Raw genomic sequence first — 12515 nt, 5'->3', positions numbered from 1 at the left:
TCCGTTAGTTCATCTTAATTTCCGTGCCGGAGAAGGTGGTTTTGTCATCCAGCGTAATCGTGTTGCCTTTACCAGACAGCTCAATTTTTCCGGCGGAAAGCTGGATGTTGCCGGAACTCATAACGATATCGGAGGCCGCGCTAATACTCACATTTTTTCCGCTTACAATATCAATGCCTGTTTTATCGTTAATGACAATGGACATTCCGTTACCTGAGATGACGATTTGATCCGGGGCGAGCATGATTTCTTTTCCATATTTGGTTCGCAGTGTCTTAATGGCAGGGTCAGCCATTCGATCTGGCGCAGGAGCTGCTGCGGACAATGCCGAAGAAGACCTTGCTCCGGCAGACGAAGTAGAAGCAGTCGCATGTCCAGAAGCGGCAGAAGATTTTCCCCCGGAAGGCTGCGGTTCTCTTTTAACCGAGCTGATCGCGTAGCCTTCTTCTTCCTTATAGCTGGGGAAATAGATACGGATGCTGTCTCCGTCCTCAGGCATACAATACCAGCCCGTGTTATCCGCAGATGCATAAATGGTAGAGTAGGGAAACCAGTAATCCGTGTTCGGATCTTGCTGATCGTCCATATCGAGCTGGGCGCGGACCTTGTCCCGACGAACGCTCCGTACCTTGCCATGAATGGAAGCACCGATAATGGAGCGATTGTAGTCTTTAATAGGACGTAAGCCGCTTCGTGGCGACAGCTTGGCAGTATGGGTCAGCACCCCATCTTTCATCTCTGTTAGCACCTCAGCTACGATCAGCTTATGACCTTGAAAGGTTACTTCATAGCCTGGCTCTAGCAGCTTCTCTGTTTCGACTTCATACTGGATAAAATCAGCATCACGCACGCCGGGGATATGGTTTTCAGAGGCGGTTTGAAAATCCGCAACCCGTTTGGTGACCTTATAATTGGTGGATTGTATTTCTCCTTTGCTCAGGCCCATAGGCAAGCCAAAATAAAACTTCGGCACTCCATAGCCCACCGCAGGAATGAGTGGAGAGTAGAAGTGGGAAGCCATCCGTTTCAAAAATTGCCAGTCGGTTTCATCATATTGCATGATAAAGGTGCCGATGGGCTTTTTATGGGACACAACATCCATGGCTTCGGCTTTGGAGTAGTCCGATACAATACTTTCGATCAGACCCGTATAGGTGAGCTTGGGGTTCTGGAAAGAGCGTTGATGCCGCTTAATATCTAGCTCATAGGTATGAGATATGGCTTCGACGGTCAGGTAATGAACGCCGTGAACGACTTTTTCCTCCACATCCAAGGCAATACCTCGAAAAAGGGGCTTTCGATTGCCATTTTTGTCTGTAACAAAAGCTTTGACCTGAGTTTCTTCATCTGAAGCACGTACATACAACTCGCGCTTTTTCTCCGAGATGATGCCTGTACAGATCATTCGGGCATGATCATTGACTGTTTTTAAGATTTTAAGCTCATGAAGGCGAACGAATTCATAAGGCATGATTTCGATATGACCGTACGTCACGATGTTTTCCATAGGTGTCTCCTTCTATAGTTGTTTTTGGTAAATGTTATTATGAGATCCCCAGCTAGTAATGTTGTTATTGATAAATCCAACATATGTATTTATCGGTTAAAAGAGAGATTAACTTTACAGAATGACCCATTGATTGGGGTATTTACTATGTGTATTTTTGGAAGCAGGTGATATGGGAGGGAAATGTAGAGTAGAAAAAAGCATATAATAGGTGGTAAGAGGGAGTATATCCTTTCTCCGTCTCGACACACGTGGAGTGCGTGGTAGTAATATACCGAGATGAGAAGCATTGATGTTCGAGGGTCTAAGAGCAACTTGAATATGTTCCTGCATTCAAAAAAACGCTTAAAGGTTGAGTGCTGTTCAATGTTAATACCGAAGGACAATGAATTTGGAAAATGTATGGGATAAAAAGTAAAGAGGGGCGACAAAAGCGAACCCCTTTTTTGTTGCCTTAAATATGGAAGCATCTTTAGCCTAATGAGGTTATCTTCTGTGCAAAAATGTTAGTCATTGCATGTTTGTGGGGAATGCCTGACGAGTTACAGTCGAAGATAGCTTCCGAACTATCTTCAATGAACCAGTCGTGATAATGTGCAAGCAGTTCACCAGAGTACCACTTATACGCATTAGGTTCTTTTTCAGGTGGTGGAGCAATAAATGGCTTGTTTACAAACACATTTAAGAAATGCAAGCCGTTTGGATTTGTATACTGCTTATAATTTTCAAATATTTCTTTGCGAAATTCCGGTTTTATGTAGTGTAGGACACCACTTGAAAAGATAACGTCAAAATGCGTATCCAAACGATAATCTAAAATATCTGCCTTGAATACATTAACATGGACACCAGTTTTTTCAGCAAGTCGCTTGGTTTTCTCTATACCTGCGTCCGAAACATCAAATGCAGTGACATCATATCCATTTCTAGCAAAAAATACTGCGTCTTTTCCCTCACCACATCCAATATCCAATAATTTTATGTGTTTATTGGGGGGCATAAACTGCAAAACCTGATAACACACTTTATTAGGTTCAGTACCCCAGTAATATTCTTGCGTTTTATATTCTTCCTCGTAAATGGTAATCGGTTTATCCCGTGATACATACCCAAGAAGCTTGTCTATGCTTACTTCTAAAGTTCTTGATAACTGAGGTAGTAACGAAATATCAGGCATTGTCTGAGCATTTTCCCACTTGGATACGGCTTGAAATGAAAGCCCTAGGACTTGTGCAAGCTCTTCTTGTGTAAGTCCTTTTTCTTTGCGGTATATGCTTATGTTTCTTGCTAATTTCTCCTTCATAAATTCTCACACTCCTTTATGTAATCCAATTTTATGGGGGTTTCTTAGGAGGAACAATAACTTCATAATTGATTTTTTAAAATACTCAACCACCAGTTGAACTAAGAATGAAATAATCAAGTCTACCGAATTTTTTTGATATTTGCGGAAGCGGACGAAGGATGTATTAGCGAATTGTCACCCAGAAATCCGACTGACCTCATCATACAAACGGACAGGATAGTTCAACAAGATTTAGAATGCGTCAAGATTATTGCATCGTTATTTGGGTGATAAACGTCTTCATTGCAGTACTGAGATAGGAGGTTTTGCGATAAACCAGACCAATCTTCCGTGTAGGAGCAGGATCTCTGAGGCAGATTTTGGTGATGGCAGGCTGGTTAACTGTTTGGAGGTAGGATCGTGGCAGCACGGCTGCGCCAACACCTGTTATTGCGACTTGCAGCAGCGATTCCAGAGTGGAGAGCTCCAAGATCGGCTTGACGTGGAAACCAGCGCTCTCACAATACTGGTCAAAGAACTGACGTACGAGAAACTTGGGCTGGAGCATGGCAAAGGGATGCGCCTGAAGCTCTGCGAGCGGGACGGTATCTGCTGCGGCGAGCGGGTGTCCTGCTGAGACGACCAATTGCAACTCGTCCTCGAACAGCTCAATGCTCTCTAGTTGTTCGTGATCCAGTGGTAGATAGACAATACCGAGATCAATCCGATTGGTTAGCAGTTCCTTCTTAACTTCTTCGGTCGCCAGTTCCTGGACCGACAGTTCAATCTCTGGATATTGCTGGTGAAATGCGACGATGGCAGGCAGAAGTAAATGATTGCCCGCACAGCCGATCCGCAGGCAGCCCCGCTTCATGCCTCGCAGTTCTTCGATGGCGGCCCGAGCTTGATCTAATTCGTGAAAGGCGTTTAATGCGTGACTTCGCAAAATGTGCCCAGCCTCGGACAAATAGACCTTCTTGCCAATGCGAGTAAACAATGGCATGCCTAGCTGGTGCTCTAGCAGCTGGATTTGGTGACTGAGCGTTGGCTGACTGATCGACAGTCGTTCAGCTGCCCGCGTAAAATGAAGCTCCTCGCAGACCATTAAAAAATAGGTCAATAACCGATGTTCCATTGGGTTGTCACCATCCAATCATAGATGTTATCTATGATCTTAATATGAAAATCGACATTGATCAATCGTTCATTTTTTTCTACAGTGGATTAAAGCATATAAGAGGAGGAAACATATCATGCCCGAAATAGTGCCCATAATCACTTCGATGAAGACACCCAACGAAGCTCATGCCTTTAAAACTCTTAACGAGGAATGGATCTCTCACTTCTTCACGATCGAAAAGGAGGATCGGGTCATCCTTGATAATCCGGTGGAGAATATCGTGAACAAAGGAGGAGATGTGCTTATCGCTCGTGCTGGAGATTCGATCGTCGGATGCGTTGCGCTCGTGCCGAGCGGAGCTGGCGTGTTCGAGCTATCGAAGATGAGCGTTACACCCGGGTCGCGGGGACGCGGATACGGACGGAGAATCATCGATGCCGCCATCGACCGCGCACGCGAGCTTGGTGCAACATCGCTCTTTTTGGGCAGTAGCACTAAGCTGCCGAACGCCGTTCATCTTTACGAATCGGTTGGGTTCAAGCATGTTCCTGTTGAGCGAATTGGACCCATGCCATATGTAAGAGCGGATGTGTTTATGGAGTTGGAACTAAAATAAACACGGAGACAAGGTTATCGACGTAAACGTTCTAGTTTTAACTAACGGGTAACTCTAGTTAAACATTATAATTGACGAGCAGGCATCCACTTTCCCTCCAATGTTCTCCATGGCTGCATTCCACTGGAGGATGGTGGCATCCTGCTTGATGCCTTTACACCAGCACGGGCAAATTTTCTGTAAACATTCAATTGCTGTCAGGCTCTTGCCCTTTTTTAACCTTTAGATAGGCAAGTGCATAGAATGAAAATAAATAATGAAATGCTGAGAGGAGAATGAATATTGTACCGTACTTCATGCTATCCATATCAATGGCATACTCCAATGCATGACTATTGGAACAACATCCGTTGGAGTAATAATTGGAATGGTCATTATTATAATGGGGTCAACACGAACGGGTATCCTTATCAATCAACAGATTATGGACAAAGACCATTTGTAGTAAATATTGACCAAGCTGCTAAGCAAAATCATACTTACCGCACCGCTTTGTGGACAGGGAAACACCTTCAAGTAACCCTGATGAGCATTAATGTTGGAGATGATATTGGTTTAGAAGTTCATCCCACAACAGATCAATTCATACGTATTGAAGAAGGTCAGGGACTTGTTCAGATGGGTGAAAGTAAAGATAATTTGAATTTTCAAGCAATGGCCTGTGGTGGCTATGCAATTATGATACCAGCTGGAACATGGCATAATGTTACCAATACGGGGAATACCCCGCTTAAAATATACGTCATCTATGCTCCGCCTGAGCATCCATATGGTACGGTTCATGTAACAAAAGCCGATGTCATGTCTGCTGAATAAAGCCAAAATTATTAATGGATCAAGTAAATGAGGTTGGAGTGAATTACTAACGGTGAACGTTAATTCAATAAGGAACTACCCTATTCCTCGGCTCTTTTTTTAAGCCATTCGCTTGGGAACGGCGTAAGCTGGGGGAAGTTATGCCGTGCAGTATTTCTATGAACTGCGGCGCAGTACATTATAGAAGATGGCAAGGAGGGGCGGCGCTCTTCCTTTTTTTGCGAGTCTTTTGGGGAGTATGCTCCTCTATTGGGTATGATATACTCATTTAGATGTCTATGCTTAACATATACTGCCGTTTGAACTACGTTGCTTAAACATGTTATATGTGAAGAAGAAGCAAGGACATGAACAGGTTAGCTTTACCATTTTGGGGCCAAAGATTTGTCCTGGTATTTATAGAGGAGTTTTTGATATGACGAATAATTTTTGGCGTGATTTGCCACGACCTTTTTTTTATACTGGCACCGATGGAAGATGTGACGGATGTTGTGTTTCGCCATGTCGTAAGTGAAGCAGCCAGACCGGATGTGTTTTTTACGGAGTTTGCGAATACAGAGAGTTATTGTCACCCGGAGGGGAACAAAAGTGTACGCGGGCGTTTGACTTTTACAGAGGATGAACAGCCCATGGTGGCCCATATCTGGGGAGATAAGCCGGAATACTTTCGTGAAATGAGCATCGGTATGGCGAAAGAAGGCTTCAAAGGCATCGATATTAATATGGGTTGTCCTGTAGCGAATGTAGCCGAGAATGGGAAGGGAAGCGGTCTGATCTGCCGTCCAGAAATCGCAACGGATATTATCCAAGCCGCGAAAGCCGGGGGATTGCCCGTGAGTGTAAAAACAAGGCTCGGTTTCACTACCGTAGACGAATGGCGCGACTGGTTGACCCATATTATGAAACAAGACATTGTGAATTTGTCCATTCATCTGCGGACAAGAGAGGAAATGAGCAAAGTAGACGCTCACTGGGAACTGATTCCGGAGATTAAGAAACTTCGTGATGAGGTGGCACCAGATACACTGCTGACCATTAACGGAGATATTCCGGACCGTCAGACTGGCTTGAAGCTCGCTGAGCAATATGGAGTGGATGGCATTATGATTGGGCGTGGTATTTTCCAGAATCCATTTGCGTTTGAGAAGGAGCCGAAGGAACACAGCAGTGAGGAATTGCTTGAACTGCTGCGGCTTCATCTAGATCTCCATGATCATTATTCAGCGCAGGAGCCACGTTCGTTCAGCCCTCTTGCCCGCTTCTTCAAAATATATGTCCGTGGATTCCGAGGGGCAAGTGAACTCAGAAACAGCTTAATGAACGCCAAATCAACAAGTGAAGTGCGTACATTGCTTGATGAGTTTGGAAGCAAGGATCATGATGAGGTAGAGGAACGTGGAAATTAAATTGCCAAGTTGGGGACGGGCTGTTAGTAGGCATTGAAAACATAGGAGGATATATGTCCTGGAGTAAATTGAAGCAACAACTGGAGAGCTTCCTCTGTCCTGCGTTAGACGGAAGGGTCGAATACCGAGCTACCAGTTACCGTTATTTGCCTGATAAGTATGGAATTTGTTATATAACTGTAGATAAGAAGAACATACTCAATATGAATGATATCACTAGTCCAATCAAATGGTATCAGACGGAGTTGGAAATCAAGAATGATCCAGAGATCCAAGTTCCAATCAGCAATGAAGAAATTGAAGCGGTCAGAAAAGATACTAATGAAAACGTCCCGGAGGATCGTCTAAAAGTAATTGCAAGAGGTAGAAAAATATCAGAACATGCAAAGGAGCTTTTGTCAGCACAGGCCTCATTAAGTAAATCAAATTTTATCGCTGTAGCTAATAAGTTTTTATCTATTTCTATAGAGGAAAGCTTAGAGAGTAATGATATCTTATTGAATATTCTAGCTTTAGTGGACAGACGAGTTGGAAAAAAGCGAATATTAAACATGACCGAGAAGATGAAGTTAAAGCATCCAATTGTGCAGTATTTTTATGAACTACGGCGTAGTACGTTATGAAAATAAATAACTTTCATTGAAAGAGTATTCAAGACTAGATAAACCTGTTCGATTCAGGTCGTCGGCTTTTCATTTGATGGGGGCGCATCGTATCAGTGTTGTTCTCACTGGACACACAAACACATGTAGTAGAGTGTTACAATCTTGGTATTCAAGGGTTTAAAATGAGTAAATAGGTATTGGGACTCCAACAGCTCACGTTTCTATTTTAATGCTTATTTACTTGCTGATTACATTTTCATTTATTGAAGATCAATAATTATTTTTGTGTTTTTAAAATGTTTAATCCCAGCATTCCGTGGATTTAATCAATTTTCTGCGAAAAACGCACGATTTTAAAAGTAATATACCAAAAACGTGTGAGTAGATATTATAATAATTTCAGTTTGTTTCATTTATATCATAGATAGCCGAGGGTATGTTGCCCTCGGTTTTTCTAGCTCCCTCTTGAAATTTTATCCTCTTTTTTTACAAAAAATCTTGAATATAATCTCTTGCAATACGAACGTAAATTCGATACAATGAATAAGAACGTTTGTTCCCTATTGATGCTGCATGGACAGAACTCATAGGGAAAACGTTCACAGTCATATCACTCAAACCAATAAACAGGAGGCCAAAATTTGTCCACTAATCCAACACGAAATCAATGCCAAGTCAATTTGTTCCACTTTAAGGAGATCACTCATGTAGGTGACCAATTTAACGCACCACAATCCAGTACTCGTACCATCACTGTGTCTGACAGTATCTATCTCGATCAACTCAAGCGAGTCGTAGCAGAACGTGATCCTTCCACCGATGTTACCGATGTATTCTTCATGCTCAAAGCTGATCAAATTGATGAAGATGATCCATGCCAACTTGCTTTGTTTGAACGTATGCTGCGAGAAGGTATCTACTATAATGGAGAGAAATATGTCCGTTCGATTAAGTCACCTGCGATGGGACATACTCAGAGGACAGAATTTATCCAGGAGAAGTATGCTGCTGATCTGTATCGACGCATTACACTCGGTAAAATGCCACCACTCACCAATATCCATAAATGGGAAGCAGCTCTTGGTGTGAGTCGTTCAGCAGCACAACCAGTCCCGTATATTCCACGTATCGTCGTTATTCCAGATTATGAAAAGAAAACGATCATTGAGGATGTATGGAAAGTGGAAAAGTATGCTGAAGATTTGGAGCAACAGAATTTAATATTCGATGAAAAGACGAAGCAACGTGAATATTTCAAAGCGAAGAAAGAATTAAAGCCATCAAAAGAACACTTACATAAATTAGAACGTATACCGAATAAAACGATCTTGAGGAATGGTCGTACAAAGTCCGTTCCCGATCAATCAGATTTCAAAACCTTCAATGGGTGGAATAAAGTAAATCGTCGTGTGAAACTAGAAGCAGTTCCTTTGCCTGATCGTTCAGTTATGTATGATGACGAACTATATCCTTGCTATTCCATCGAGCAAACTGAAGAGATCCCAATCATCACTATTAATGAAGAGTCCATCGGTTTCAAGCGAGTGGAGTATCCAAAGTATGAAAATAAGAATGTCCAGTTTTTTTGATGGTCAAGGTTTAATGAGCTTCCAGTTTGCAGAGCGTATCGGACAGCACCTGAACCTATCCTATTCACCTAATGCAGTTCAGGGAAGACTTCCATATATCAAAGGTAACTTTATCCGGTTCGATCTGTTGAAATGGTTCAATGAAAATAGTGTTACAGAAATAATAGATGTTTTTGGTGAATCACAGCCGATCATCGACAAACAGGGTCGTCCTATTGATCTCATCCTCACGAAATCCTGCTTCAAAGCATGGCATCAATACAGTGAGGGAGAAGCTAAGCCTAAGTGTTTGTTCGAGAGTATAACGGAATATGAAGAATTACTGAAAGTACATAATCATAATCACTTTTGGGTCGCCAATTATGCGAAGCCAGCATACCAGATGAACGCCTACACACCACTGACATATCAATATATTCATGCGCTGAATCTTACACTGAACGACTTATTTCAATTAGCTACGCCTCTAATGGATGTCATCAAACGTGTACTACATGGACAAAAGAATGACACCCATGGAAAGTGGCTTCGAGATATTGCTTACACGAAAGCTTTCCTACATATGCTAGTCCAAGAAGACGATGAACCGAAAGATGTAGATGAAGAACCTGACGAACAGGAAGATGAAATAGAACGAGGTCAGAAGAAACAATTTATCAATGAAATCATTCAAGCTATTGATTTGAATGAACTAATGTTGTATGACGGAAACGTCCGTAAATTCATCGTGAAGCAAGCGATGCTGAAAGTACAGGATATGTTGAAAGGTCGCATCCCGATCCGTGGCAGCTACTTTTATTTGACCAACGATCCGATTGCATTTATGGAGCATGCCAGCGGATATCCAGTTACAGGTGTGCTGAAGAAGAACCAGGCTTTTATGAATCGGAAACGTGGAATGCATGCGCTATTCCGTTCACCGCTAACGATATTTAATGAAGTCGGTAAGCTAGATTTTGTACAAGTACATAACCGATATATACGTCATTTAGATAATGTGATTGTTCTGAACTGTTGTGATTTAACACTTGCAAGGCTCGGACTAGGAGATGTGGACGGAGATACGGCTCTATGTACCAATGATCCCACCATACTCTCAGCCGTGATTGATGCTCCTACCATCATCAATGAGGATGATAAAAAAGTAGCTGCCCCAGTACCGAATAATATGGACAGTATCGTCAAGATGGAGCTGAAAAGTCTACATAACCTGACGGGCAGATGTACGAATGTGAATACGTATTTTCAGAATTTGGCTTTGGAGGAAGGGAGCCTTCAAGCACGCGTTTTGGAAAACTCAGTTTTAAAATTTCTCCAAGGTCAAATCATTGATGCGACCAAAAATGGGTTGGAAGTAGAGATTCCATATGTGCTGGATCGTCTGGCTATCCAAATGCCGTATTTCTTTCGTTTTGTGAATGGTGGCAAAGCGGATGATTATCAGTACTCGAAGAAATCGCCGTTTAATCAATTTTGTGTTGTGGTAGAAAAGTACATAGATGACAAGTTCCAGATGAAAGATGGCAAACTGGATCAATCGATTTTGGGTATCGAGAGTACGAGACAATTGTTACAGGATATGAGCAAGGTAAGCCAGCCGAAGTTTCTGAACTATCTAGCTCGTATTGAACTGCTGTATAAAGAATACAATAAGCAGAAAAACCAAATTAATCACCGCCAAAAGCAATTTAATGAACTAAAAAAATGGGAACGAGATAATGATACTCGGAAAGCGATCAGTGCTGAATACGCCAAGTTAAGAGAGAAGTACAAGGCTCAGTGTGAGGAGATTTGTCCGTACCCTTCAATACTTGCGAGTGTAGCTGTGGAGATCGCTTATCAAAATTATGGAACGTACTCCTTTGCATGGCTATTTGTAGATGGACTACTGGAAAATCTAAAGCAGCATGAAAATGTGGTGAAGAGGGAAGTACGAAGAGTGAACCGGCTCACGAATCGTAATGTAGAAGGCAAAGATCTTTCCGTTCACGCTGGCATCGCTACCATTGATAATGTGGAGTTTCCATTGAATGTGCCGGATGGTGTGTATTCATTATTTGAAATCATGGGGCAGTATTTTATCGGGTATGAAGCTGAACGAGAAACCGTAGTACAAATCAGTAATACGCCTTCTTTGCTGGATGGGAGAAGTACAAGACGAACATTGAGGAATTACTCGCTCGGCTTTAGCACATTGAAAAAGTCGGAGGAAGAATCCCAGTTGATAGCTGACCAGGTTTTGGGTAAGAAATTGCTGATTCAGGTGGTCGAGCATAACTATGTTCATATTGTAGATGAGCATGGGGAAAGGAAATGTATAATTCCGAGAGATCAGGCCATTCGTCGAGATGAGGAGTTATCCTTACTAGATTTTGACGGAGCGACAATTGAATTTATCAGGATTGAAAAAGTAACGAAATCAAGCTTTAAGGCGATAGTCCATATCGGATAAATTGAATCATAGTGTGTCATGATAGGCGCCTGTTAACACGGGCGCTTGGGTGACAGCTAGAACGTTATATATACGAATCCAAAAATAAGGGAGATATCATCATTTGAACATCACATTAAAATTAAGCCAGATCGTGACCAATCCGAATCAGCCACGTAAGCATTTTAACGAGGAGTCTTTGCAGGAACTGGCAGCATCCATTGTAAGCGATGGTTTACAAGAAGCCATACTAGTCAGACCACTGGGAAGTCAGTATGAAATTGTTCAAGGGGAACGCAGATATCGAGCTAGTCAAATGGCTGAACTGGATACGATTGCAGTGAAAGTAAAAGAATTGAGCGATGAAGAAGCTTTTCATTTATCTGTCATTGAAAATATTCAACGGGAGCAAATGACTCCTATTGAAGAAGCTCATGCATTTTATGAGTATGTACAAAGAGGATACACGCATGATCAAATTGCCAAAAAAGTGAGTAAAAACAGAGCCTTCGTTACAATCCGTTTAAGATTATTGAAACTATTACCTTTTATTCACGATTGGATTGCAGAAGGATATATTTCGGACGGCCATGCCAAGCAACTATTGAAAATGGAATCGTTTTTGAACAGATTGCTAAAAAACAAACCGACATCAAAATTCATTCATGAAGACCGTTCACAGAAAGAAGAAAGTCATTTTGAAAACTATCAATTGAAATTTCATAGTTCCTTTTGGGAGAAACATGACATAAAAAAAGAAAAACTAACCGTAAACGAAGTCAAGAGCTGGGTGGATGGTTGGCATTATGATTTAATCATCTCGCCTATTTTGAATTATAAGGGTCTTGGTTCTGTGGTTGTTTCTAAAAATAGAGGATTCGCTTTAACCGCTCAAATGAATTGTATTATCAATCATCTTCATATCTCCAACATAACAGAAGAAGATATTGATTTTGCAGTTGTTTATGATTTGGAAAAAAATAAAGATGATTTTGATTCCGAATTCAGACCGTGGATGGTTGAAAAATTTTGGGATGAGATGCGAAATGAACTCTTTCACTCTAATATCAACATCGAAGAAAAATGGAATTTACATAGCTTTCAAGATGAATTGATAAAATGCAAAAAAATATAGCGATT

The 12515-nt window shown here is 41.8% G+C and carries 9 protein-coding genes and 2 pseudogenes; 7 read left to right on the top strand and 4 right to left on the bottom strand.

Going from position 1 to position 12515, the window contains the following annotated elements; all coding sequences use genetic code 11:
- Nucleotides 1-4: 4 nt before the first annotated feature.
- The 4 genes and pseudogenes from QMK20_RS18880 to QMK20_RS18865 form a co-directional block, all read right to left on the bottom strand.
- Entirely contained in the window at nucleotides 5-1507 is a 1503-nt protein-coding gene (locus QMK20_RS18880) for a hypothetical protein (RefSeq protein WP_283652847.1), read from the bottom strand.
- Between the two features lie 472 nt (nucleotides 1508-1979).
- Complete coding sequence (locus QMK20_RS18875) at nucleotides 1980-2810, bottom strand: methyltransferase domain-containing protein (protein ID WP_283652846.1); 831 nt, start codon at nucleotides 2808-2810, stop codon at nucleotides 1980-1982.
- A 250-nt stretch (nucleotides 2811-3060) separates the two neighbouring features.
- Complete coding sequence (locus QMK20_RS18870) at nucleotides 3061-3666, bottom strand: LysR family transcriptional regulator substrate-binding protein (RefSeq protein ID WP_283656307.1); 606 nt, start codon at nucleotides 3664-3666, stop codon at nucleotides 3061-3063.
- A gap of 87 nt (nucleotides 3667-3753) precedes the next feature.
- A pseudogene (locus QMK20_RS18865) lies at nucleotides 3754-3927 on the bottom strand (LysR family transcriptional regulator); the annotation flags it as partial.
- A 118-nt stretch (nucleotides 3928-4045) separates the two neighbouring features.
- Between QMK20_RS18865 and QMK20_RS18860 the strand changes: the two are divergent.
- The 7 genes and pseudogenes from QMK20_RS18860 (at nucleotide 4046) to QMK20_RS18830 (ending at nucleotide 12510) form a co-directional block, all read left to right on the top strand.
- Nucleotides 4046-4528 (top strand): GNAT family N-acetyltransferase, encoded by a 483-nt coding sequence (locus tag QMK20_RS18860; RefSeq protein ID WP_283657237.1) that lies wholly within the window; start codon nucleotides 4046-4048, stop codon nucleotides 4526-4528.
- A gap of 282 nt (nucleotides 4529-4810) precedes the next feature.
- Nucleotides 4811-5344, top strand: a complete 534-nt coding sequence (locus tag QMK20_RS18855; protein WP_283652844.1) for a cupin domain-containing protein — start codon at nucleotides 4811-4813, stop codon at nucleotides 5342-5344.
- A 415-nt stretch (nucleotides 5345-5759) separates the two neighbouring features.
- A pseudogene (locus QMK20_RS18850) lies at nucleotides 5760-6750 on the top strand (tRNA dihydrouridine synthase).
- A 53-nt stretch (nucleotides 6751-6803) separates the two neighbouring features.
- Complete coding sequence (locus QMK20_RS18845) at nucleotides 6804-7373, top strand: SF0329 family protein (RefSeq protein WP_283652843.1); 570 nt, start codon at nucleotides 6804-6806, stop codon at nucleotides 7371-7373.
- Nucleotides 7374-7996: 623 nt separating this feature from the next.
- Nucleotides 7997-8944, top strand: a complete 948-nt coding sequence (locus tag QMK20_RS18840) for a hypothetical protein (RefSeq protein ID WP_283652842.1) — start codon at nucleotides 7997-7999, stop codon at nucleotides 8942-8944.
- Nucleotides 8916-11396 (top strand): RNA dependent RNA polymerase, encoded by a 2481-nt coding sequence (locus QMK20_RS18835; RefSeq protein WP_283652841.1) that lies wholly within the window; start codon nucleotides 8916-8918, stop codon nucleotides 11394-11396. Before QMK20_RS18840 ends, QMK20_RS18835 begins: the two co-directional genes overlap by 29 nt.
- Before the next feature lie 103 nt (nucleotides 11397-11499).
- Nucleotides 11500-12510, top strand: coding sequence for a ParB/RepB/Spo0J family partition protein (locus tag QMK20_RS18830; RefSeq protein ID WP_283652840.1), 1011 nt, complete (start codon nucleotides 11500-11502; stop codon nucleotides 12508-12510).
- The last annotated feature ends 5 nt before the right edge of the window (nucleotides 12511-12515 follow it).

The sequence above is a fragment of the Paenibacillus sp. RC334 genome (assembly GCF_030034735.1).
Classification (GTDB): domain Bacteria; phylum Bacillota; class Bacilli; order Paenibacillales; family Paenibacillaceae; genus Paenibacillus; species Paenibacillus terrae_A.
Note: the sequence above shows the minus strand (reverse complement) of the source record. Positions and strands in the feature narration are given on the sequence as shown.